This is a genomic window from Klebsiella sp. CSG-1 (assembly GCF_056521145.1).
Map to the genome: position 1 here is coordinate 140681 of NZ_JBWNLD010000004.1, position 22216 is coordinate 162896.

At 58.0% G+C, this 22216-nt stretch carries 23 protein-coding genes; 11 read left to right on the top strand and 12 right to left on the bottom strand.

The genetic code is table 11. From position 1 onward, the window contains the following. Positions 1–9: 9 nt before the first annotated feature. Positions 10–420 (top strand): tautomerase family protein, encoded by a 411-nt coding sequence (locus tag AC007G_RS11645; protein ID WP_032687843.1) that lies wholly within the window; start codon positions 10–12, stop codon positions 418–420. Positions 421–560: 140 nt separating this feature from the next. On the opposite strand, the gene nhoA is transcribed toward AC007G_RS11645, so the two are convergent. The 4 genes from nhoA to AC007G_RS11665 all read right to left on the bottom strand — a co-directional run bounded on the left by nhoA (position 561) and on the right by AC007G_RS11665 (position 4963). Further along, complete coding sequence (nhoA, locus tag AC007G_RS11650) at positions 561–1406, bottom strand: N-hydroxyarylamine O-acetyltransferase (RefSeq protein ID WP_032699935.1); 846 nt, start codon at positions 1404–1406, stop codon at positions 561–563. Positions 1407–1482: 76 nt separating this feature from the next. Beyond that, a complete protein-coding gene (locus AC007G_RS11655) occupies positions 1483–3138 on the bottom strand; it encodes an ABC transporter permease (RefSeq protein ID WP_064384962.1) in 1656 nt (551 codons plus the stop codon). 155 nt (positions 3139–3293) lie between these two features. After that, on the bottom strand, positions 3294–4262 hold the full coding sequence (locus AC007G_RS11660; protein WP_142630618.1) for an ABC transporter substrate-binding protein: 969 nt from the start codon (positions 4260–4262) through the stop codon (positions 3294–3296). Next, positions 4259–4963 (bottom strand): ABC transporter ATP-binding protein, encoded by a 705-nt coding sequence (locus tag AC007G_RS11665; protein ID WP_185935633.1) that lies wholly within the window; start codon positions 4961–4963, stop codon positions 4259–4261. The genes AC007G_RS11660 and AC007G_RS11665 overlap by 4 nt, the downstream gene beginning before the upstream one ends. A 211-nt stretch (positions 4964–5174) precedes the next feature. On the opposite strand from AC007G_RS11665, the gene AC007G_RS11670 reads away from it, so the two are divergent. From AC007G_RS11670 to AC007G_RS11685, 4 genes are all read left to right on the top strand, one after another. Then, complete coding sequence (locus tag AC007G_RS11670) at positions 5175–5756, top strand: flavin reductase family protein (RefSeq protein WP_004861659.1); 582 nt, start codon at positions 5175–5177, stop codon at positions 5754–5756. A gap of 489 nt (positions 5757–6245) precedes the next feature. Further along, positions 6246–6755, top strand: coding sequence for a MarR family winged helix-turn-helix transcriptional regulator (locus AC007G_RS11675; protein ID WP_032699942.1), 510 nt, complete (start codon positions 6246–6248; stop codon positions 6753–6755). Next, a complete protein-coding gene (locus AC007G_RS11680) occupies positions 6745–7521 on the top strand; it encodes a DNA alkylation repair protein (RefSeq protein WP_142630616.1) in 777 nt (258 codons plus the stop codon). The genes AC007G_RS11675 and AC007G_RS11680 overlap by 11 nt, the downstream gene beginning before the upstream one ends. A gap of 132 nt (positions 7522–7653) precedes the next feature. After that, positions 7654–8172 carry a ClbS/DfsB family four-helix bundle protein gene (locus tag AC007G_RS11685; protein ID WP_085397352.1) on the top strand — a complete coding sequence of 173 codons (519 nt, stop codon included), beginning with the start codon at positions 7654–7656 and terminating at the stop codon, positions 8170–8172. Positions 8173–8180: 8 nt separating this feature from the next. Here AC007G_RS11685 and AC007G_RS11690 read toward each other — a convergent pair whose 3' ends face one another. After that, the gene (locus AC007G_RS11690) at positions 8181–9002 is read right to left on the bottom strand and encodes a helix-turn-helix domain-containing protein (RefSeq protein ID WP_004861650.1); all 822 of its coding nucleotides are present in this window, start codon (positions 9000–9002) and stop codon (positions 8181–8183) included. A 205-nt stretch (positions 9003–9207) separates the two neighbouring features. Here AC007G_RS11690 and AC007G_RS11695 point away from each other — a divergent pair, with 205 nt between their 5' ends. From AC007G_RS11695 to AC007G_RS11705, 3 genes are read left to right on the top strand one after another with little or no spacing between them, the layout of a single operon-like run. Beyond that, positions 9208–10779, top strand: coding sequence for an alpha-L-rhamnosidase-related protein (locus AC007G_RS11695; protein ID WP_180888520.1), 1572 nt, complete (start codon positions 9208–9210; stop codon positions 10777–10779). 25 nt (positions 10780–10804) lie between these two features. After that, complete coding sequence (locus tag AC007G_RS11700; protein WP_142630614.1) at positions 10805–12187, top strand: glycoside-pentoside-hexuronide (GPH):cation symporter; 1383 nt, start codon at positions 10805–10807, stop codon at positions 12185–12187. Between the two features lie 44 nt (positions 12188–12231). After that, positions 12232–13836, top strand: coding sequence for a carbohydrate porin (locus tag AC007G_RS11705; protein WP_085397355.1), 1605 nt, complete (start codon positions 12232–12234; stop codon positions 13834–13836). Between the two features lie 207 nt (positions 13837–14043). Here AC007G_RS11705 and pptA read toward each other — a convergent pair whose 3' ends face one another. From pptA to AC007G_RS11720, 3 genes are all read right to left on the bottom strand, one after another. Next, on the bottom strand, positions 14044–14271 hold the full coding sequence (pptA, locus tag AC007G_RS11710) for a tautomerase PptA (protein WP_064794255.1): 228 nt from the start codon (positions 14269–14271) through the stop codon (positions 14044–14046). A 67-nt stretch (positions 14272–14338) separates the two neighbouring features. Then, positions 14339–14956 (bottom strand): glutathione S-transferase family protein, encoded by a 618-nt coding sequence (locus tag AC007G_RS11715; protein ID WP_032688008.1) that lies wholly within the window; start codon positions 14954–14956, stop codon positions 14339–14341. A gap of 97 nt (positions 14957–15053) precedes the next feature. Next, entirely contained in the window at positions 15054–16058 is a 1005-nt protein-coding gene (locus AC007G_RS11720; RefSeq protein WP_032696265.1) for a LacI family DNA-binding transcriptional regulator, read from the bottom strand. Between the two features lie 303 nt (positions 16059–16361). Between AC007G_RS11720 and AC007G_RS11725 the strand changes: the two genes are divergently transcribed. The 3 genes from AC007G_RS11725 to AC007G_RS11735 are packed head-to-tail and all read left to right on the top strand — an operon-like array spanning position 16362 to position 19048. Further along, the gene (locus AC007G_RS11725) at positions 16362–17558 is read left to right on the top strand and encodes an L-talarate/galactarate dehydratase (protein ID WP_142630613.1); all 1197 of its coding nucleotides are present in this window, start codon (positions 16362–16364) and stop codon (positions 17556–17558) included. 14 nt (positions 17559–17572) lie between these two features. Then, positions 17573–17695, top strand: coding sequence for a hypothetical protein (locus AC007G_RS11730; protein ID WP_255380357.1), 123 nt, complete (start codon positions 17573–17575; stop codon positions 17693–17695). 42 nt (positions 17696–17737) lie between these two features. After that, entirely contained in the window at positions 17738–19048 is a 1311-nt protein-coding gene (locus tag AC007G_RS11735) for an MFS transporter (RefSeq protein ID WP_032699957.1), read from the top strand. 66 nt (positions 19049–19114) lie between these two features. Here the strand turns inward: AC007G_RS11735 and AC007G_RS11740 are convergent, their stop codons facing one another. The 4 genes from AC007G_RS11740 to AC007G_RS11755 are packed head-to-tail and all read right to left on the bottom strand — an operon-like array spanning position 19115 to position 22213. Next, positions 19115–20008 carry a transporter substrate-binding domain-containing protein gene (locus AC007G_RS11740; protein WP_180888521.1) on the bottom strand — a complete coding sequence of 298 codons (894 nt, stop codon included), beginning with the start codon at positions 20006–20008 and terminating at the stop codon, positions 19115–19117. Then, complete coding sequence (locus AC007G_RS11745; protein ID WP_032696269.1) at positions 20005–20781, bottom strand: amino acid ABC transporter ATP-binding protein; 777 nt, start codon at positions 20779–20781, stop codon at positions 20005–20007. Before AC007G_RS11745 ends, AC007G_RS11740 begins: the two co-directional genes overlap by 4 nt. Beyond that, positions 20765–21694 (bottom strand): amino acid ABC transporter permease, encoded by a 930-nt coding sequence (locus AC007G_RS11750; RefSeq protein ID WP_032699961.1) that lies wholly within the window; start codon positions 21692–21694, stop codon positions 20765–20767. The genes AC007G_RS11745 and AC007G_RS11750 overlap by 17 nt, the downstream gene beginning before the upstream one ends. Positions 21695–21703: 9 nt before the next feature. Next, the gene (locus tag AC007G_RS11755) at positions 21704–22213 is read right to left on the bottom strand and encodes a GNAT family N-acetyltransferase (protein WP_142630612.1); all 510 of its coding nucleotides are present in this window, start codon (positions 22211–22213) and stop codon (positions 21704–21706) included. Between the last annotated feature and the right edge of the window lie 3 nt (positions 22214–22216).

Consider the following 22216-nt stretch of genomic DNA (forward strand, 5'->3'; position numbering starts at 1 on the left):
GGGACGCTTATGCCCATGACCCGCATCGCCATTTCCGCGCAGCATTTCGAGCAATGGCACGTTCAAATCTCCAGGGATTTGCAGCAGGCGCTTGAAGAGCATTTTTCGGTACCGCCTGGCGACTGTTTTCAGCTTTTTGACTGCTACAGCCCACAACAGCGCGTGTTTGACCCTGACTATCTCTGCGGCGCAGAGGGCAGCCGCAGCGACGATTATCTGCTGTTTCAGATAACGGCTGGCAAAGCGCGCAGCCCTCATCAGAAACAGGCTTTTTATCAAAATTTAGTCGCCAGACTGGAACGTTCGTTGGGGATCGGCCCGCAGAATATCATGGTGGTCATTGGATTTACCGGGCCGGAGGACTGGTCGTTCGGCAGCGGCAAAATATTCAGCTTAACGGATATTCCTGCGCCGCGGTGACCCACGCGAGGATAACGGAGGCGGAGACCTGCCAGGGGCCGGAAGCAAACTGTCGTCCCGGCGGCCGTGCGGGTCTACCGATGCGATACAGGCGGTCCGCCTGCGCGGCCGACCGCCTCTCTGTCTGGACGGAGTAACCCTTACTTCCCCGCCTCCGGGTGGGTATCAAACGCCGCCATGACCGCTGCGAGCTCGCCTTCCGTAAAGCCATATCTGGCATCATCGACGCCAATACCGAAGCGGGTTTGCAGCGCTTCATACAGCGCCGGAACATCCGGTAAATCAATCTTCTCGACCACATGGGCGTTATCCCAATGGGTGAAGTGGAAGTTGGTTAAAGTCATTTTCCCGCCGTCCGGTAAATGACGGCACATCAGCAGATGGTGGCGGAAATGCGACTGCGGCCAGTGCGCCGACCAGAAATTCCCCATGACATAGTCAGCGGCATACTGGCGCCCGAGGTCGAAAACGTACATCGACTGCCAGTGGCCGTGATGGCTGTACTGCAACGTCCACTCATCCCCTTCGCAAATCAGTCGGTAGACACCGTGCGGGGTTGACTGTTCCGCATCCGCCAGCAGCCGGACAGGCGCGGTCAGGGTCTGGCCGCCGAAGCCGACATCGGCAATCCAGCGCTCACCGTCGACCTCGATCAACAGCAGACGATGGGTTCGCGGCGGCATCTGCGCCGGATTGGCCAGCACTACGCGCCCCAGCAGACTACGGACGTGAAAACCCAGCTCGCGAAGTACCCGCTCCAGCAGCCCATTTTGCTCAAAGCAGTAACCGCCGCGACGGCCATGAATCAGCTTCTCTTCCAGCGTTCGATCGTCGAGATGGATCTCTCTGGGCAGCAGGACATCCAGATTTTCAAACGGGATCGCGCCATTGTGGTGAATATGCAGTTCGCGCAAGGTGTTAAGCGATACATCAGGGGTTCCCGTCCAGCCCAGACGAGAAAAATAAGCGCTTAAAAATCGACTCATCAATGCCTCCAGCAATCGGTGTCCGACATTTATAGCCTGGTTTTCCCCGCCGATTGCATTTTTTGTGCGGTCACCATTAACCGCGCGTGCTGCGTTGCATCAGGGCCAGCGCGCCGAGCATCAGCGCCAGGCCGCTCAACAGCGTCAGCGAAGCCATGGCCATCCCCTGGCCGATTGACCCCTGCTCAAACTGACGCCAGATAAATACCGCCACGGTTTGCGTCCCCGCCGGCGCCAGCAGCAGCGACGTCACCAGTTCGCGCGAAGCGACGGCAAACACCATCAGCATCGCCGCCAGCAGCGCCGGAAAGACCAGCGGCAGCACAATCAGCCGCAGCGCCCGCAGCGGCGATGCGCCGTGGACCCGCGCCGCCGGTTCGAGATTACTCCCCAGCTGGCGCAGGGCGCTGCCAACATAGCGCACCGGCCACGGCAGCAGCAGACAACAGTATGACAATAGCAACATCCATCCGCTGTTATAGGGCGAAACCGGCCAGAACGGCTGGTTCCACAGCAGAATCAACCCGACGCCCACGACAACCCCGGGCAGCGCCGCCGGCATCAGCGATAGCGCATCGACGATGCCACGGCCTTTGATTTTCTGCACCAGCACCAGCCACGCGACAATCAGCCCCACCAGGCCGACGATCAGCGCCGACGCCAGCGCCAGAGAAAGGCTGGTGCCCAGAGCCGACAGCGCATCCCCCTGGCTGGCAAACAGCGCGGCAAAATGGCGGAAGGTAAAATTATCGGCATGAATGCCGCCTGATAAGGTCCCCATCAGGCCGGTCAGGACCATTGCCGCCCCCGGCAGCACCACCGCGATGCCTCCGATACCCAGCATCAGTAGAACAGCGGGCAACGCCAGCCACCCCAGTTCCGCCCCGCTATTTTCCCCCGGCTTACCGGTCACGCTGGTGACCTCAGTATCCCCCACCAACCGCTTTTGCAGCCACCAGGCCAGCAGCGCAACCCCAATCAGCAGCAGCGACAGCAGCGACGCGCCGGGCAGATCGATGGGCCAGTCGGCCAGCTTTTTCTCAATACCGACGGTAAGCATCACCAGTCCGGCCCGCGATCCCAACGCCGCCGGGACGCCAAACTCCTCAATTGCCAGGGTAAACGCCAGCAGCATCCCTGCCGCCAGCGCCGGGGAAAGCATCGGCAGCGTAATATGCCAGAAGGCTCGCCAGGCGCTGGCGCCATGAACGCGCGCGACAATCGCCAGCCGCTGACCGCTCGCCAGCAGGCTGCGGGAAACGGCAAAATAGACCACCGGGAAGATATTAAAGGTCATCACCAGCACGATCCCGCCGCGGCTGAACAGCAGATCGTTCAGATCCCAACCGGTTAACTGTTGCAGATAGCCGTTGCTTTGCAGCACCAGCATCCACGACAGCGCCGCGATATACGGCGGCGTGAGGAACGGGATCAGGAACAGCAGATCCCACAGGCGCGGCAGCGGAACATTAAACAGGCCGCGCAGCACCCCCAGCGGCAGGCCGATAACCACGCTCATCAGCGCGACGCCGCTGGCCACCCACAGGGTACCGCCGAGCATCGGCAGGAGCTGAGGATCGGCTAACAGCATCGGTACGCCCGTCAGCGCCCCGCTCAGAGAACCGGCGCTAAAATGAGGGAAAATGGCCTGCAAGACGATGAATAAAAGCGGTAACGCCACCAGCACCAGTAGCACCGTCAGGGTGACGCTGGAAATCAGTTTCTGTTTCACGGTAGAGTCCTGGATACGATCTTACCCGGCTCGCGCTGCGCTTAGCCGGGCTACAGGTTCACAGCCGTCTGCGGTCCAGTAGCCCGGACAGGCGCGCCAGCGCCGCCTCCGGGAAATGTGCCCGAGCAAACTTTCGCAACCCGGGAAAAGTTGGCTTACTGGGCGAAAAGCGTATTAAAGCGGGAAAGCACCGCGCTGCGTTCGCTGCTGCCATCGCCGGTGGTCGGCAGAATTTTCAGTTCATTAAGCAGCGGACGTTTAGCCGGGATATCGCTACGCGCGGGCATCAGCCACGCGCCGGCGACCAGCGCCTGGCCTTCCGGCGACAGGACATAGTCGACGAAGGCTTTGGCATCGTCAGCATGCGCCGTGGTTTTGAGGATCATCATCGGCCGCGGGGCAATCACCGTACCGCTGGCGGGGAAAATCACCTTCAGGGACTCCCCCTGGTCGATATTACCGTAAGAGACATAGTCCACCGCGCCGAACACCGCCGCTTTCGCCCCCTGCATCACCGGCGTCACCGCCTGAGCGTTCGGCCCGCTGACCACCATACCGTTCTTTTTCAGATCGTCGAACAATGCCCAGGCCTTGTCGCCCATGCCATTTTGTAACCCGATCAGCAAATCCAGCGATGCGCCGGAGAGCGCCGGATCTGGCGTGGTGACCTTATCTTTAAACGCCGCTTCGGTCAGGTCGCGCCACTCTTTCGGCTCCGGGGTTCCGCTTTTGCTGTTCCAGACGATCCCCAGTGCGGATATCCCCTGCGCAACATAATCCGCAGATTTCAGGTTCGCCGGGACCTTATCGGCATTGGCGCTTTCGTACGGCAGCAGCCAGCCGCGTTGATGCAAATCTTCCGCGGTATCCCAGGAGGCGGAGATCAGCACATCCGCCTGCGGATTGGCCTGCTCCGCGTCGAGACGCGCCATCACCTTACCGGTTGTGGCCTGGAAAATACTGACCTTCACCCCGGTTTTCTTTTCATAGCCGCTGGCGAGACTTTTCGCCAGCGAACCCGGCCCGGCGGTATATACGGTCAGCGCGTGGGCGCTGGACATCATGGTGGCAGACAACAACATCGCGAGCACAGCTCCTTTCTTAACGGTCATAACGGTTTTCATACGAGTTCCCCGGAGGATGAAGTGATGGTGCGAACGGCGGCAACAGTGCCGGCAGATAAATGAACAATTCGGTCGGCCAACAGCTCGGCTTCGCGGCGGTCGTGAGTCACATACACCGCGGTGATCCCCAGCTGACGCAGCAGACGGCTCATCTCAACGCACAGCGATTCGCCCAGTTCGCTATCGAGGTTGGAGAGCGGTTCGTCAAACAACAGCACGCGCGGTTCGGCAACAATGGCGCGAGCCAACGCGACGCGCTGCTGCTGACCGCCGGAAAGGCCGGAGGGCTTCCTATCGGCAAAGCCGTTGAGGCCAACCATCGCCAGCGCGTCATTCACCCGCTGTTGTCGTGCAGCGCGCGCTACGCCGCGCATACGCAGAGGAAAGGCGATATTCTGCGCCGCCGTCATATGCGGCCACAGGGCGTAGTCCTGAAAAACCATGCCGATGTCGCGCTGCTCCGGCGCCATCCCCCAGCCGGGTTTCGCCACCAGACGATCGCCAAAGCGTATCTCGCCTGCTGCCGGGACGCTGAGACCCGCCAGCAGACGCAACAGGGTACTTTTGCCGCAGCCCGATGGCCCCAGCAGCGCCACGATGCTGCCAGCATCGATATGCAGGTCTATTTGATTCAGTACAGTATGAGTGCCGAAGGCGAACGAAACGCCGTCGAGTTTGATGCCGGTAAGCGCACGCATTATCGCCCTCCCCGCCGGGAAAGCGTTGCTCCGCCCGCCGTCAACAGCCGACGGGCCGCACTCACCTGTGATAAAGACAGGAGAGCTAACATATTGTTATCCTCTTTGGGATTTAGTGGTGCCGACTATAGGCAGCCTGTATGACGTATTGATTACAATTTCATTGCGGATTAACGTGTTGTCTGGCACCAGACCCATTTACCAAGGAACGCTTATGAGCCGTTTTCGCCACGTGGAACTCCAGTACGCCAGTCGTCTGCTCAATCATGGCCCGACCATTCTGATAACCAGTTACGATGCCGCATCTCAGCGCCGTAACGTCATGGCCGCTGCGTGGTCGATGCCGGTGGAGTTTGCCCCTCCCCGGCTCGCCATCGTGGTGGATAAAAGTGCCTGGACAAGGGAGATCATTGAGCGCAACGGGACCTTCGGCATCGTGGTCCCCGGCGTAGAAGCTGCCAGCTGGACCTACGCGGTCGGCAGCATCAGCGGACGCGATGAGGATAAATTTAACGCTTACGGCATTCCCGTTGTGCAGGGGCCGGAACTGGGATTACCGCTGATTGAAGAGAAGTGTCTGGCGTGGATGGAGTGCCGACTGCTGCCGCCAACGGCAGCGCAGGAGCAGTACGATACGCTGTTTGGCGAGGTGGTTTCCGCCGCCGCCGATGAGCGCGCTTTCGTCACCGGACGCTGGCAATTCGACGACGATAAGATCAATACGCTGCATCATCTCGGCACCGGCAACTTTGTCGCCAGCGGCCGACATGTGCGGGCCAATACCCCGGAAGAATAAACCCCATTCGTCGACACAGGCAGGGTTTACCGACCTGCCTGACTTGCTGACTGCATAGTGCGCTTCAGAGCATTGCCCGGCGGCGCTTCGCTTACACAGGCCTACACGATCGGCGCATGACATCAACTCCCTCGCAAGGAGGGCCTTTCGCTATCACATCCACAACCACCTGTATTTACCTGCAGGCTTGCTGACTGCATAGTGCGCTTCAGGGCATTACCCGGCGGCGCTTCGCTTACACAGGCCTACACGATCGGCGCATGACATCAACTCCCTCGCCAGTCTGGGCCTTTCGCTATCACATCCGCAACTACCTGTAGGCCGGGTAAGGCGTCAGCCGCCACCCGGCAAAATGTCGGCACGCTCTCGCGGCAGGTTTGCCATCACTCTCTACGTTTTACGCTGATGTTCACAAAACGCGCGTTTACATTTGATTGTCTGTGAACCCACCCATATAGTTAGGCGCCATACTATGTTTCAGAGGCCGCTATGGAGCTTGAACAGAAATATCTTTCACTATTGCAGGAGGCCCGGCGTCTTCAGCTTGCCGGTGTCGATAGGATCCGTCTCTGTTTTCAGACCCTCTCACTGGCCGCTGCGATTGATCGCGATTGCGCGATGCTACTGGCGCCATGGGGATTATCCGAGGGGCGCTTCGTACTGTTGTTTTTACTCGATGGCGCGCCTGACGGTCTGGCCCCCAACGTACTGGCGGAAAAAGCCGGCGTCACCCGGGCAACCATTACCGGATTACTTAACGGTCTCGAACGCGACCGGCTGATTGAACGCCACGCTGACCCCCTTGATGGCCGAGCCATGCGTATTGCATTAACCTCTGAGGGTAAGCAACTTATCGCCCGCGTTTTTGCCCAACATAGCCGCTGGATAGCCAGTTTGTTCAGCCCTCTCTCGGCGCAAGAACGCACCCAGCTATCTGAACTGCTGGCGAAAGTTGCCGCCGGTGCCCTGGCGGGAAAAGGAGATACCCATGCCGGTTGAACAACAACGTAAAGGCGCAACCCGCGTCGCGGATATCCCTGACGACATTTTGCACCGGCTTTCGCGGGGAGAGTTGCCAGGTGCCAACCTGACGGAAATCCTGGCCATCGATCAGGCCGTTCTGCTGCGCTCAGTCTTTCCAGAACTGTCGCCGGTTTCCCACCAGGCCGCAGAGGGATTGGCTGCGCAGGGTATTGTTAAACGAATGGCGGGTATGGCTCGTCTGTTGCTGAGCGAACTCGGGGAGAGTGGATTCGACCGCTGTGCGGCTCATTCGTCGGATACGGTGCGCGGCTGGGCCTGTTTTATGCTCGGCGCCGCGCCGGATTTAACGCTTGATGCGCGCTTACACGCTATCTATCCCCTGGCCGACGATAGTCATTTTGGTGTTCGCGAATGGGCGTGGCTGGCGCTGCGTCCGCATCTGGCGCACGATCTGGATCTCACTATCGCCCTGCTCACCCCCTGGACCTCTTGCGCGTCGCAATACATTCGCCGTTTTGCCTGCGAGTCCCTGCGCCCACGCGGCGTCTGGTGCGCGCATATCGCTGAGTTGAAACAACAGCCCCAACGGGCGCTGACAATCCTTTCCCCACTGCGTGCTGACCCGTCGAGATATGTCCAGGATTCTGTGGCCAACTGGCTGAACGACGCGGGTAAAGAGAGAGCGGAGTGGGTACAGTCGCTCTGCGAGCAATGGCTAGCCGACAACCCTTCCCCCGCCACCTTGCGTATTTGCCAGCGCGCGAGGCGAAATTTAACCTGAGGAGCGACGCAGGCGCCCTGCCCGGGCGATAAACGCCGCCGATTGTCGAGCACAGTCGCCCGCGCAGATGCCCGATATCCCACTGCGGAAACATACCGTATAACCAACTCATCCCACCGAAAGGAACTCGCTATGAGCGTACCGCAAACCCAGGCGCAACTCCTGCAAGCCATCAATAAAAACTACGCTAAACTAGCCGGCTATTTGACGCATATTCCCCCGGAGATGACGGAGCAAAAGACCCTTCCTGGTCATGCACAGAACACCGAAATGAGCGTTCGCGATCTGGTCTGTTATCTGCTGGGATGGAATGAACTGGTTCTCAAATGGCTGGCTCGCGATGAAGCGCAGCAGCCCATCGACTTCCCGGAAACCGGTTTTCAATGGAACCAGCTTGGGCTGCTGGCGCAAAAGTTCTACCTCGATTACCCCGCGCAGGACTACCCGGCTCTGCTCGATTCTCTGCATCAGGCTAAACGGCGGCTTATCGCCTGCATCGAAGCCCAGGACAATGATTCGCTTTACGGCCGGCCGTGGTATGGAAAATGGACTCTGGGGAGGATGATTTCACTCAACACCTCGTCGCCTTATGCTAACGCCAGCGCCCGCCTGCGCAAGTGGGCGAAGGCACAAAATGTCGCCTTGAAATAGTGGCTCCATCAGCGCAGCAAACGACGCCTGTCTTCGCTGGGGGTCACCCCAAAAACCTTTTTGTACAGGGTCGTGAAGTGGTTACTGTTGGCAAATCCACACAAGTAAGCCACATCGGTAATCGTCATATCTGTTTCCCGGAGCTTTACTCGCGCTGAGACTAAACGCAGGCGTTTTAAATAATTATCCGGCGTCATCCCGGTGGCTTCTTTTATATGGCGAAAAGCAGTACGTGACGTCAGATGAAATTTTTCGGCCAGCTGTTGCCAGTTATGGTCTTCAAAACAGTGCTCCTGTAACCAGGTCAGCAGCTTATGCAGTTTATATTTGGTATTGCTGTATTCAGCTTCGGTTTCCGCATACATTATGGTCGTGACCAGCTGGAAAAAAGCGGCTTCCCGCAGCGCCCTGTTTTCCCCCCGCTGGCCATCCGCTGAAAATATTTTCCCCACCAGTTCCTTGCAGATATGGCGGGCATCTGGCGCCAGCCAGCCGTAGCAGGAGGCCTGCCGGGAAGAGAAGGTCTGCAATAGCGAATCGAGATGCTGTAAATAATGAAATTCAACCTCGGGGTTAATCAATACATTAATTAATTTCAGTGTTCCAAGCTCATCATAATAATGTACATCCCCAGGTTGAACATAAAAAACGTCGCCCTGCTGAATATATAATGGCCGGCCGTTAATAATATGTAAGCCGTGCCCCTCGTCCACTATCACCAGTTCAGCAAACTCGTGACTGTGTTCATGACTGTTATCTTCCGGATCGCTAGCGTACATCCCTAGCTTATCCTGCGGATCGGCGAAATAATACTCAACGGTTAATATCATCGTTAACAATATCCAAAACGGCATTCGGGCAGTGGCACGATAATGCATTTTACTGACTGCCACGAACAAGATTTATAGAATTGTGATCGTCAACCGGCCCACCCCACTATCAGTGCCATTTTCACAACGGGATTGGCATTGCCAGAGTGGTTATGGCGGGCGTCGACATCTTATGCTGCGTGAAAATCAATTCAGAGGACGCAGTATGTCACAGGCCATTCAACGCAACGCGCAGGTCACGATGACCCGCCACCCGCATTTTTTACGTACCGCCGAAGCGCTCAGACCTGTACTGCACAGCCAGTCGCGCCAGCCGATGGCGGTGATACAAGCCCATGCCGACCCCGAGGCCCTGTTCGGCTGGCGCGGGGATGAAGTAGGCACCTTAGCGGACTTTTCCCGGCGTGAACTGACCAGCGGTGACAGTGCGATCATCGATTTCGGCAGCCACATCGTCGGCTATCTGCACTTCACCTGTCTGAGCGCCGGCAGCCCCCCCGACGCCCCGGCCCATTTGCAATTGACCTTCGGCGAAACCCTGTGCGAAGTGTGCGAACCCTTCAGCGATTATCAGGGCTGGCTCAGCAGCAGCTGGTTGCAGCAGCAGGACCTGTGGCTTGACGTGTTGCCCGCCGCCGTCGACCTGCCACGCCGCTACTGCTTTCGCTACCTGAAAGTGGAGGTTAAGGCGGTGTCGGAGAAATTCCGCCTGCGTCTCAACCAGATCCAGGTCAATGCCGTGACGTCAGCAACGCAAACCTGCCCACCGGCAGTGACCACCGATCCGCAGCTTCAGGCTATTGACCGGGTTGCCGTCCTGACCCTGAAGAACTGTATGCAGGAGGTGTTTGAAGATGGTCCGAAACGTGACCGCCGCCTGTGGCTCGGGGATTTACGCCTGCAGGCGTTGGTCAATGATGTCACCTTCGCGCACCACGATCTGGTCCGCCGCTGTCTGTACCTGTTTGCCGGTCATACCCGGGAAGACGGGATGGTGTCAGCCAACGTTTTCGTCCAGCCGGACGTGCTGGCTGACGATACCTTTCTCTTTGATTACTCTCTCTTTTTTGCCGACATTCTCTATAACTATCTGCACAGTACCGAAGATGACAAAACCGCTCGCGAACTCTGGCCGACGGCGCGTCGACAAATCGACCTCGCCCTGGCCCGCTGCGAAGCGTCTGGCCTGGTGCGCGATAGCGATGACTGGTGGGTCTTTATCGACTGGCAGGCATCATTGAATAAACAAGCCGCGGCTCAGGGTGTGCTGATCTATTGCCTGCGCCGCGCCATCCGGCTGGCCGAGCGCTTTGAGCCTGAGCGAGTGCCGGACTACCGCGCCCGTTTGCAGCAGCTCTGCGCGGCGGTGCAGGAGAGACTGTGGGATGAGAAGCAGGGATTTTACGTCAGCGGCGCACAGCGCCAGGTCTCCTGGGCCTCGCAGATCTGGCTGGTGTTGGCGGAAGTCGGTAGCGCCGGGCAGCGTCGGGAGATCATGCATAACCTGCGACGCCATCCGCCGGCCATCGCCATGAATACCCCCTATTTGCGCCATCACTATATCGCCGCCCTGCTGCAGTGCGGGCTCCGTGAAGAAGCCATTGCCGAAATCAAGGCCTACTGGGGCGCGATGATCAACTACGGCGCCGATACCTTCTGGGAAATTTTTGACCCGGCGGATCCTGAGTTTTCCCCTTATGGCAGCAAACTGATCAACAGCTATTGCCATGCGTGGAGCTGTACCCCGGCCTGGTTTATTCGCCAGTACGGACTTTAACAACAACAATAAGCGAGTGCATTTTATGGCAGAAACATTCTTTACCCGATGGCGGCAGCGCATTGGCTATGGCATCGCCGACCTCTCCTGCAACCTCGTGTGGCAGATGATCTCTTTATATCTGATGTTCTTTTATACCGATGTGATGGGCCTTCCCGCCTACTATGTCGGCCTGATGTTCCTCGTCACCCGTCTGGTTGATGGCGTCGCTGACGTACTGATGGGGCTGGTGATCGATAATACCGCCACCCGCTGGGGGCGCTGCCGTCCGTACCTGCTGATTGGCGCAGTACCCTTCGGTGTGCTCTGTATTCTGGCCTTCTACGTGCCCGATTTTGGCACCACCGGTAAGCTGCTCTACGCCTTTGTGACCTACCTGTGTCTGTCGTTTCTCTACACCCTGGTCAATATTCCATTTTGCGCGATGCTACCGTTTCTGACCAACGACTCGCGGGAGCGCACCACGCTATCGGCGGTGCGTATTCTGCTGGGCTCACTTGGGGCAACGATTGTCGCGGTCGCTACCCTACCGCTGGTCGGGGCGCTGGGCAACGGTAGCCAGGCCGATGGCTTCTTCTATACCGCGGTGGTTTTCGGCGTGATTGCCACCTTCTTCCTGCTGGTGAGCTTCCGTAACGTCAAAGAGAACATCCGCATCACCGAAGAACGGATGACCTTAAAACGTGCGTGGGTCAGCCTGCGCGCCAATCGTCCCTGGTTGGTCTTCGCGGTGAACATTTTCCTGATGTGGGGCGCGTTCTTCTTCCAGACCGGGGCGCTGGTCTATTTCTTCCACTACTACGTTGGCAATAACGATCTGACGGCGATCGTTGCCGGGATCTCCACGTTTGTCCCGCTGCTGGGCACTCTCACCGTTCCGCTGCTCGCCAGCCGGATGAAAAAGCGCCACGTTTATCTGTGGGCGAGCGCGATTAACCTCATGGGTATGGGCATGATGATGGCGGCCGGCGCTAACAGCTGGGGGCTGATTGCCGGGGCGGTGGTACTGTCCCTCGGCGCCGGTCAGCGAACGGCCATTTACTTCTCCATGCAGGCGGATCCCGTGGATTACGGCGTGTGGAAAACCGGTATCAATACGGCGGGGATTTTAACCTCCATCAACGGTTTTTTGGGGAAAGTGGCGATGGCCGGCGCGGGTGCGTTCACCGGCGTGCTGCTCTCTTCCGGCGGCTATATCGCTAACCAGGTACAAAGCGACAGCGCAATGTTGGCGATTAAAGCCTGTTATCTCTACATCCCGGCGCTGCTGATCGTTGCCTCAATGCTGTGGATCGGGCGCTTCTATCGCCTTGACGATCATTACGAACAGATTCGCGCCGACCTCGATGCAGGCCGCCGCGCGCCGCCCGACCCGTCGGTGGCTTCAGGAGAAAAACACGCCATCTAAGGCGCCCCTGCACCGTTCTACCTCTGGAATAAATAAGGATTGATATGCGCATCTCTGTGATAAGCGCAGCGGTTTGCTGCGCCCTTTTTTCGGCCTTCGCCGCCGATGCCACGCCGCTTTCTGTCGAACAAAGGCTGGCGCAGCTGGAGGCTCGCCTGAACCATGCCGAACGTGAGGCGGGAGAAGCAAACCGCCGGGTGCAACAGGCGGAACAACGGACCACCGCCGCCGAGCAACGTGCGGCGGCAGCGGAAAAACAGATACAGACCCTGAGCCAAAGAACCGCGGTGGCCGAACAAAAACAGCAGGCGACCGACAAGCAGCTGGCGAAGAGCAGCCTAAGCGACGGGTTTGAGTTCAATGCCTATGCCCGCGCCGGGATGCTGGTTGACAGCCACGGCAAAGGCGCACGCGGCGGCCCGGGGATCTCTCCGGCCAGTTCGCTCAACGGTGATGCCCACGTTGGCCGTCTTGGCAATGAAAAGGATAACTACGTCGAGCTAAGCTTTGGCAAGAAGATGACCTTCAGCGACGGGTCGTGGGCACGCTTCAAAACGATGCTGGCCGATGGTGCGACCAACCCGGACCCGTGGGTACAGGATAACGACAGCCATCATCTGAACGTGCGCCAGCTGTACGTCGAGATGGGAAACTTCGCCGACTTCTCCGGACCGTTTAAGAACGCGTCGATCTGGGCGGGTAAACGCTTTGACCGCGATAACTTTGATATCCACTTTACCGACAGCGATATCATGTTCCTTGGCGGCACCGGCGGCGGGATCTACGACGTCAACTGGGGCAACAGCCTGCGCGGCGATTATTCGCTCTATGCGCGTAATTTTGGCGACCTGGGAAGCGATAACTACACAGATAACGACATTCAGAACCTGATGTTCACGGCAAACCACTTCTGGCAAAAATGGCAGCTGATGACCACCGCGATGACCGCTCAGGGCAATGATTCGCTGAAAGATAATACCTCCACCACCGGCAGCTACGCTCTGCGCAGCGACAATACGGCGAAAAATGGCTATTACGCGATGCTCGCGTATCACGACAAAGAGCGGTTCTACGGTCTGGCACCGGGAGTATCGGAAAGTGCTCTGCAGTACGGCAGCGGACTGGGCGCCGAGGCGCGGCAGCCCGGTAGCGATGGCGACCTCACCGAGAACGCCAAATCGTTACGTTTTGCCTCGTACGGCATTTTACCGCTGGGGAAAAACTGGCAGTTGGCGCCATCGGTGATTGCCCAGCATAGTGAAAACCGCTACCGCGACGGCGACCGCTACGACTGGGCGACCTTCAACCTGCGCGTCTCGCAAGCGCTGACCCGTAATTTCGCTCTGCTGTATGAAGCGTCATGGCAGTATATGGACCTGAACCCAAACGGGCGCAGCTACCGTTATAACGACCATCTGTACCAGTATCAGGCGGTGAGCGGTGATTTCTATAAACTGACCTTTGCGCCGACATTTAAGGTCGGCGATGTGTTTGATATCAAAGCTCGCCCGGAAATTCGGTTCTTCGTGACGTGGATGAACTGGGACAAAGCGCTGGATCACTACGCCATCAATGATGATTTTGGTAGCAAAGGCTTTACCGCCGGGGGTAACTGGAACTTCGGCATCCAGTCGGAGATTTGGTTCTAATCGGCAAAACCGTGGTCGCTTCTGGGGATGATGGTCTGCAAAAAACAGGTCGCCCGGACCCTGCACAGCAACACCCGGGCGACAACATCCGCCCCTTTTAAAACCGTACTCCGTGACAACAGACCGCCACGGCGACGGGCCTGGCAGCGGCCTGAGGGCAGCTTTCCCGGACAGGGGCGACAGCATCTGTCCGGAAAAGGTTCGCGACTACATGCTGTAACCCGGCTTCTTAATCAGCCTCTCCATCTGCGGGGCGATTTCGCTATCCCAGACTTTTTGCCAGTCGCTTTGCGCAACCTGATTGAGGGCGACGCTCACCGCCCCGTCTTTACTGTTCAGATGGCGGATCAGCACCTCGGTAATGTCGGCGGCCAGGGCGCTTTTTTGTTCATCGGTCAGTTCGCGGGGAAAACATTTAATATCAACATGTGGCATAGCAGGCTCCTTATTGTCAGATCGATAAACTAGCATAGCGGTGGTCAGTCGGTTCGCCTTTTGTGCTTTAAATCAACTCGTTGTCACGCAGAACCTGCTGTAGCTCCGGCCGCTGGTACACTTTGTCCGCCACGGCGACAAACTTTGGCGTGTGCGCCATAAACCACGCCCGCCGCGGCCCCCAGCTGCACATCGCCGCGATATAACAGTCGAGCAGCGACATGTCGGCCCCCAACGCATAAGGCGCCGCCGTCAGCTGCTGTTCCAGCCACAGATACAGCGATTGGCGATAGCGGATGCAGTTCTCCCGCAGCTGTTCAGGCGCATCGGCGGTCCAGCGCTGCGGATAATCGGCATAGGTGAACGTAGGGTAGACATTGGCCACCAGCCAGATCAACAGACGCTGAAACTGCTGGCGCTGCGGTGTGCCCGGCGCCGGTGCCAGATCCGGACGGCTATCGAGGATCATCAGGGCAATCGCGGCGGATTCGGTCATCACGCTGCCATCGTCCAGCCGCAGGGTCGGCACCTGACACAACGGATTTATCTGCATCAGGCTGTCGCGCTGCGGGCCCGGCTGGTCGAAGCCTGCCACGTTAACGAAATGGTAAGGAATGTTGGCCAGGGTCAGCATCAGCTCACTAATCGCCGATCCCCAGCCGGGTACGCCATAGACGGTCATCATCATCGGCCTCCACGATAAAGCTTAAGTTTAGGCACAAAATCGGACTGACATGCTGGCGGTACCGGGCGCTGCGCTTGTTCCCTTCGGCGTGCAGTCGCTACGCCGATTCGCGCGCCACCAGGTGAAAGCCGATATCAATTATCACACCGCCTTCACCATGGCCTTCTATCCTATCGGCCAGCAGCGTCGCCGCCTGTTCGCCGATGGCGTGGCGATCGACGCTGACGGTCGTTAACGCCGGACGATTGCTGCCGGCGAAATCAAGATCGCCGAAACCAATCACCGCCAAATCCTCAGGCACGCGCAGACCGCGGCTTTCAGCTTCCATAATCGCCCCTTGCGCAAGCGTATCGGAGCTACAAACGATGACATCAAACTCGCCGGAATCCAGTAACTGCGCCAGTCCACTGCGCCCCAACGCCAGAGATGCCGGCAGCGGCACTTCAACCTGAGGCACCGCCGGCAGACCGTTTTTGCTCAATACAGCGCACAACCCCTGCTTACGCAGCGCTGCGCGGGAATCTCCTGCCCACAGTAATCCCGGGCGGCGGTAGCCTTTTTGCCACAGAAATTCACCAATGGTTTCACCCACCTTCTCGTGAGAAAAACCCACCAGCATATCCAGCGGCGTAGGGGTCAGATCCCAGATTTCTACTACCGGCGTGGCGGCGTTAAGGATCGTTTTTTTCAGCGCCGGAGTATGCTGAATCCCGGTCAGGACCACACCATCCGGGCGCCGTGAAAGCAAGGTTGCGACCAGCTCAGCTTCGGTCTGACGGCTATAGCCTGCCACACAGAGCAGCATGTGATAGCCGCGCGCGGCGAGGGTATCGCTGAGAGCCTGAATCGTATCGACGAACATATTGTTGTTAATCTGCGGTACGACGACGGCCACCAGTTTGCTGCGCCGCGATGCCAGACCGCCCGCCAGCGCATTGGGGATATAGCCGGTGGCCTGTACCGCCTGCATGACTTTCTCCACCGTTTTCGGCCGCACCAGCTGCGGGGTATTTAGCGCGCGGCTGACCGTCATCGATGACAACCCGGCGCTGCGGGCGACATCATCCAGCGTTGGTGCACGCGACGGTTTTCTGCTTTTCACGACGAAGCCCCTGTATTGAATCGTTTTCCTGCGGGCATTATTGATGATGACCCACGCAATTGCCAGTCTCCTTCGACATATCCCCAATGGAATCAATTACCTGAAAGACAAAATGTTATCGCTATCATTTTTGTTTGTGCTTTTTCACAAATCTGATTGGATCGTGATATCTAATACACAATTTTACCATTAATAACCGCTAATTGTGATCATTTGTACAAATTAACGCCATCGCCGTAGCGGCGATTTAAAATCAGGATTAAAAATGTTAGCGCAAACATTTTTAACTTTAAGGAACTAATCATGACCTTCAGCGCTAACTCTGAGTCCGTAACCTACGCGAAAACCCTCGGCGTCAAAACCGCTGCCGAAACCGGCGATTGCATTGAGCACGTCAAACTGTCGCTGGCCTTTTTACCGCTGGCCACGCCGGTCAGCGACGCCAAGGTGCTGACCGGTCGGCAAAAGCCGCTGACCGAAGTGGCGATTATCATCGCCGAAATTCGCTCCCGCGATGGCTTCGAAGGCGTCGGTTTTAGCTACTCGAAACGCGCGGGCGGCCAGGGGATCTACGCGCACGCGAAAGAAATTGCCGATAACCTGCTCGGCGAAGACCCGAACGATATCGATAAGCTCTATACCAAACTGCTGTGGGCCGGCGCATCCGTTGGCCGCAGCGGCATGGCGGTGCAGGCCATCTCCCCTATCGATATCGCGCTGTGGGATATGAAAGCCAAACGTGCCGGGCTGCCGCTGGCCAAACTCCTCGGCTCGCACCGGGATTCCGTGCAGTGCTACAACACCTCGGGCGGTTTCCTGCATACACCGCTGGATCAGGTGTTGAAGAACGTGGCTATTTCGCGGGAAAACGGCATCGGCGGAATCAAACTGAAGGTCGGTCAGCCTGATACCGCTGAAGATATCCGCCGACTGACGGCAGTGCGCGAGGTGTTGGGCGACGATTTTCCGCTGATGGTCGATGCCAACCAGCAGTGGGATCGCGAAACGGCCATCCGCATGGGACGGAAAATGGAATCGTTTAATCTTGTCTGGATTGAAGAGCCCCTCGATGCCTACGACGTTGAAGGCCATGCCCAGCTTGCCGCTGCGCTGGATACCCCCATCGCGACCGGCGAAATGCTGACCAGCTTTCGCGAGCATGAACAGCTGATTCTCGGTAACGCCAGCGACTTTGTGCAGCCGGATGCGCCGCGTGTGGGCGGCATCTCGCCGTTCCTCAAAATTATGGACCTCGCCGCAAAGCATGGTCGCAAACTGGCGCCGCATTTTGCCATGGAGGTGCATCTGCATCTGGCCGCCGCCTATCCTCTGGAGCCGTGGCTGGAGCACTTCGAATGGTTAAATCCGCTGTTTAATGAACAGCTTGAATTGCGCGACGGGCGGATGTGGGTATCTGAACGCCACGGTCTGGGCTTTACGCTGAGCGAGCAGGCCCGCCGCTGGACCCAACAGAGCTGCGAGTTTGGCAAACGCCCCTGATAAATGCGCCCCGGATGACGCTACCAATCGGTTTATCCGGGCTGTCACGTCATCACATCGCCGGAAAAGGTGACGATACCACCGGATTTGCTGATAACGACAAGCGGGAGCGCCTGGTCTTTATCTCGTGCTCCTGACAGACAGTATTTACATCAACAACCCTGCAAAGGAGTTGACTCATGACCACCACCGCAAAGCGCAGCAATGTGCGCTATGGTATTTTATTATTCCTTTTTTTGGCTACCGTATTTAATTATGCCGATCGCGCGACGTTATCCGTCGTTGCCCCGATGATGAGTAAAGAGTTAGGTTTTGATCCGGAAGCCATGGGGTTGGCTTTTTCGGTTTTCGGCATCTCGTATGTGGTGATGCAAATACCCGGCGGCTGGCTTCTGGATAAATACGGTTCACGACTGGTCTACGGCTGCGCGCTAATTGGCTGGTCGCTGGTGACCATGCTGCAGGGCACCATCTATCTGTATGCCAGCCCGCTTATCGTGCTGATTATCCTGCGCTTGATGATGGGAGCGATTGAAGCACCGGCGTTCCCGGCCAACAGTCGCCTCAGCGTCCAGTGGTTCCCGAATAAAGAACGTGGCTTCGTCACCTCGGTTTATCAGGCGGCGCAATATATTTCATTGGGTATTGTTACGCCATTGATGACGATTATTTTGCATAACCTCAGCTGGCACTATGTCTTTTATTATATTGGCGCCATTGGGGTCGTGCTGGGGATATTCTGGCTGATCAAAGTCAAAGATCCTCTGCACCATCCGGCAATTAATCAACAGGAACTTGATTATATTCGCGACGGCGGCGGCGAACCGGAACTGGGCAGCCGAAAAACGCAGTCGAAGCTTACGCTCGCGCAGGTCAAAAGCGTCTGCGTGAACCGGATGATGATCGGGGTCTATATTGGCCAGTTTTGCGTAACCTCGATCACCTGGTTCTTCCTCACCTGGTTTCCCACCTATCTTTATCAGGCCAAAGGCATGTCGATTCTGAAGGTTGGCTTCGTCGCCAGTATCCCGGCGATTGCCGGGTTTATCGGCGGCCTGCTCGGCGGCGTCTTCTCCGACTGGTTACTCAGGCAGGGCTATAGCCTGACTACCGCCCGCAAGCTGCCGGTGATCTGCGGAATGCTGCTTTCCTGCGTCATTGTTGTCGCCAATTATACCGGTTCGGAAGTGGTGGTGATCGCCGCCATGAGTCTGGCCTTTTTCGCGAAAGGCTTTGGCAACCTTGGCTGGTGTATCCTCAGCGACACATCGCCGAAAGAGATGCTCGGCATTGCTGGCGGCGTCTTCAATATGTGCGGCAACCTGGCAAGTATTATCACCCCGCTGGTGATTGGCGTCATCATTGCCAACACCCACTCATTTGATTACGCCATTTTGTATGTCGGTTCGATGGGAATAATAGGTCTGCTCTCGTATCTGTTTATCGTCGGCCCGCTGGATCGCATTACGCTCACACCGCGCGCCGCCTGATTTAATATCGCTGGCGAAGATTCGCCCCCGCTGTTTCGCCCCGTACTCCGGCGAAACAGCGGTTTTTTAGTAGGTGATCCCAGGGGGATTTACCTGAGACTGTGCTACCGCCTCGCCCTGCTCTCCCCAGCGTGCCAGCACCTGCTGGTATTCGCCGCGCGCAATGGCGCCATCGAGCGCCGCCTGCAACGCAAACACCAGGCCATTGCCCTTTTTGGTGGTGGTAGCGACCCAGGCTTTTTTCGGCCCCAGCCCGACAACTTTGGTGGTCCCGGTCAGCGCCGCTTTGTAGGCCGCCACCGACTGGGGGCCAAAGAAAACATCGGCGCGCCCGGACTGGATGTACAGATTGCCGGAGGCGTCGTCGGTTAAAAAGATCGGCAAAGCCAGCTGGCGCCCCGCCGCTTCATTCTCCCCGTTCCAGCCAAGCAAAATACGCTCCTGATTGGTGCCGGATCCGACGATAACCTTCCGCCCGGAGAGATCCGCCGCGCCGCTGATTTTCTCAATGGCGCTGGTGGATTTAACCGAAAATGCCAGCGAATCGACGCGATAGGTGGCGAAATCGAATTTCTCCTTACGCTGTTCGGTGACCGCGATATTGACCAGCGCCACGTCGTAACGCCCGGAGGTGATCCCCAGCGGCCAGTCTTCCCAGGCCGTCGGCACCAGTTTCAGCTTGAGGCCTAAACTGCCGGCCAGTAGACGGGCAATATCCGGGTCGCTGCCGATGCGCGTCCGGTTGTCGCTGGCCAGCAGCGCCAGCGGCGGTGAATTAAGCGCTGAAATCGCCACCGTCAGCGTACCGGGTTCAACAAAGCGATAGCTGGCCGGGATCCTGGCGATCGCGGCGTTGTCCACCGTTACCGGCAGCGGCTGTTCGTTCGCCCGGAGATCAATTTTCGCCTGCGCCCCCGCCGAGAGCGCGCCCAGCGCCAGGGCAACTATCCTTTTTCTCATGCCAGCACCTTTGATAAAAATTGCCGCGTACGCTGATGCTGCGGATGATTAAGCACCGCGTCGCTGCTGCCCTGCTCAATAATTTTCCCCTCGACCATAAACACCACCTGATCGGCCACTTCGCGGGCAAACCCTATCTCATGCGTCACCACCACCAGCGTGGTACCGGAGCGGGCCAGCTTCTTAATCACATCGAGCACTTCGCCCACCAGCTCCGGGTCCAGCGCCGACGTCGGTTCATCGAACAGCAGCACTCGCGGCTTGAGGGCCAGCGCCCTGGCGATGGCAATCCGCTGCTGCTGGCCGCCGGAGAGATGGCGCGACCAGGCATCGGCCTTGTGGCGCAGCCCCACCACATCCAGCAGCTCATAGGCGCGTTCGACCGCTTCCTTACGGCTGACCTGCTTGTGGGCGATCGGTGCTTCAATCAGGTTTTCCAGCACCGTCAGATGCGGGAACAGGTTGAAGTTCTGAAACACGTAGCCCACGTTAACGCGCTGGCGCAGAATCTCTCTCTCCTTCAGCTCATAGAGCTTATCGCCCTGGCGCCGATAGCCAATGTAGTCGCCATCAATCTGAATAAACCCTTCATCCACTCGCTCAAGATGGTTTATGGCGCGCAGCAGGGTTGATTTCCCCGAACCGGATGGCCCGAGGATCACCGTCACCGTGCCGGGCGGAATTTCCAGCGAGACATCATCCAGTGCTTTATGGCGGCCGAAATACTTACTGACGCCGGTAATCGAGATATGACCGTTATGAGAGTTGGGCATGAATGGCCTCCTGCGGTTTCTGCGGCTGACGTGCGGAGTCATCGGCGCGCGCGCGGCGCGGCGAGTTGACCGCCGAACGGCGTTCGCTGCGCGCGAGGGCGCGTTCCACCAGATATTGAATCAGCGACAGGACGCTGGTGATCGCCAGATACCAGACGGCGCCCACCATCAGCAGCGGAATCACTTCCTGGGTACGGTTGTAAATCATCTGGATGGTGTAAAACAGCTCGGGCATTGCCAGCACATAAACCATCGCCGTCCCTTTGGCGAGGCTGATAATTTCATTAAAACCAGAAGGCAAAATCGTGCGCAGCGCCTGAGGCAGAATAATCCGCAGCGTACGCCGCCACGCCGGCAGCCCCAGCGCCGCGGCCGCCTCATACTGACCGTGGTCAACGCCGAGGAAGCCGCCGCGAATGATCTCCGCAGTATAGGCGCTCTGCACCAGCGTCAGCCCCACAACCGCCGTGGAAAACTGCCCCAGCACGTTGATGGTCTGATAACTCCCCCAGCTGATCCCGGTAAACGGAATACCGAGCGATAGCGTGTCATAGAGATAAGAGAAGTTGTAGAGGATTATCAACACCACAATCAGCGGCAGCGAGCGAAACAGCCAGATATAGCCCCAGGCCAGGCTGCTCAGCAGCCATGAGGAAGAGAGTCTGGCCAGCGCCAGCAGGCCGCCAAAAATCACGCTCAGTACCGTACCCAGCAGCGTCAGCAGCAGCGTTTGTCCCAGCCCTTCAAGAATGACCGGGTCAAAGAACCAGCGGGCGAAGACCGCCCACTCCCAGCGCGGGTTAAAGGCCACCGACTGCACGACGGCCGCCAGCACCAACAGCGCCACCACTGCGCCGACGGCGCGCAGCGGGTAGCGTGCCGGGACCACTTTAATCGTTTCCGATCTGTTCATGCTCTCTCCTCAGGCGCTGTAGCTTAGGGCGCTTACCGCCAGCGCTTTGGTGAACCGTAGCCGGCCGTCAAATGGCGGCTGGCTGTACTCTTCCGGGTTGCGAGCCAGGTCAAACTGCGCGTCGTAGCCCTGACTCAGATAGAGCCTGACCGCTTCCGGCTGGCGAAAGCCGGTGGTCAGGTAGATATGGCTGTAGCCTGCCAAAACCGCCCGCCGCTCCAGCTCCTGTACCACTTTCGCCGCCAGTCCCTGCTGGCGCAGGGCCGGATGGGTCCAGATACGTTTAATTTCCGCCGTGTGGCTGTCCTTCGGTTTATAGGCGCCGGTGGCGATAATTTCCCCCTCCCGCTCCAGCACGATAAACAGCCCCTGCGGCGCCAGATACCATTCGGTCAGTTCGACTTCCGCATCGCGGGAAAAATAGTCGCCGTAGCGCGACGCGTATTCGGCGAACAGGCCGTTGATAATCGGCTGGAGTTCAGGCGCTTCGGGTGAGATATCGCGGAATGCTGCACTCATATT

What these genes read in the sequence shown, in the direction of transcription:
- AC007G_RS11755 (WP_142630612.1), bottom strand. Translation starts at nt 22,213, where the DNA reads ATGAGTGCAGCATTCCGCGATATCTCACCCGAAGCGCCTGAACTCCAG.
- AC007G_RS11740 (WP_180888521.1), bottom strand. Translation starts at nt 20,008, where the DNA reads ATGAGAAAAAGGATAGTTGCCCTGGCGCTGGGCGCGCTCTCGGCGGGG.
- AC007G_RS11735 (WP_032699957.1), top strand. Translation starts at nt 17,738, where the DNA reads ATGACCACCACCGCAAAGCGCAGCAATGTGCGCTATGGTATTTTATTA.
- AC007G_RS11725 (WP_142630613.1), top strand. Translation starts at nt 16,362, where the DNA reads ATGACCTTCAGCGCTAACTCTGAGTCCGTAACCTACGCGAAAACCCTC.
- AC007G_RS11750 (WP_032699961.1), bottom strand. Translation starts at nt 21,694, where the DNA reads ATGAACAGATCGGAAACGATTAAAGTGGTCCCGGCACGCTACCCGCTG.
- AC007G_RS11675 (WP_032699942.1), top strand. Translation starts at nt 6,246, where the DNA reads ATGGAGCTTGAACAGAAATATCTTTCACTATTGCAGGAGGCCCGGCGT.
- AC007G_RS11645 (WP_032687843.1), top strand. Translation starts at nt 10, where the DNA reads ATGCCCATGACCCGCATCGCCATTTCCGCGCAGCATTTCGAGCAATGG.
- AC007G_RS11730 (WP_255380357.1), top strand. Translation starts at nt 17,573, where the DNA reads ATGACGCTACCAATCGGTTTATCCGGGCTGTCACGTCATCACATCGCC.
- AC007G_RS11670 (WP_004861659.1), top strand. Translation starts at nt 5,175, where the DNA reads ATGAGCCGTTTTCGCCACGTGGAACTCCAGTACGCCAGTCGTCTGCTC.
- AC007G_RS11660 (WP_142630618.1), bottom strand. Translation starts at nt 4,262, where the DNA reads ATGAAAACCGTTATGACCGTTAAGAAAGGAGCTGTGCTCGCGATGTTG.
- AC007G_RS11715 (WP_032688008.1), bottom strand. Translation starts at nt 14,956, where the DNA reads ATGATGACCGTCTATGGCGTACCCGGCTGGGGATCGGCGATTAGTGAG.
- AC007G_RS11685 (WP_085397352.1), top strand. Translation starts at nt 7,654, where the DNA reads ATGAGCGTACCGCAAACCCAGGCGCAACTCCTGCAAGCCATCAATAAA.
- AC007G_RS11690 (WP_004861650.1), bottom strand. Translation starts at nt 9,002, where the DNA reads ATGATATTAACCGTTGAGTATTATTTCGCCGATCCGCAGGATAAGCTA.
- nhoA (WP_032699935.1), bottom strand. Translation starts at nt 1,406, where the DNA reads ATGAGTCGATTTTTAAGCGCTTATTTTTCTCGTCTGGGCTGGACGGGA.
- AC007G_RS11695 (WP_180888520.1), top strand. Translation starts at nt 9,208, where the DNA reads ATGTCACAGGCCATTCAACGCAACGCGCAGGTCACGATGACCCGCCAC.
- AC007G_RS11705 (WP_085397355.1), top strand. Translation starts at nt 12,232, where the DNA reads ATGCGCATCTCTGTGATAAGCGCAGCGGTTTGCTGCGCCCTTTTTTCG.
- AC007G_RS11700 (WP_142630614.1), top strand. Translation starts at nt 10,805, where the DNA reads ATGGCAGAAACATTCTTTACCCGATGGCGGCAGCGCATTGGCTATGGC.
- AC007G_RS11745 (WP_032696269.1), bottom strand. Translation starts at nt 20,781, where the DNA reads ATGCCCAACTCTCATAACGGTCATATCTCGATTACCGGCGTCAGTAAG.
- pptA (WP_064794255.1), bottom strand. Translation starts at nt 14,271, where the DNA reads ATGCCACATGTTGATATTAAATGTTTTCCCCGCGAACTGACCGATGAA.
- AC007G_RS11680 (WP_142630616.1), top strand. Translation starts at nt 6,745, where the DNA reads ATGCCGGTTGAACAACAACGTAAAGGCGCAACCCGCGTCGCGGATATC.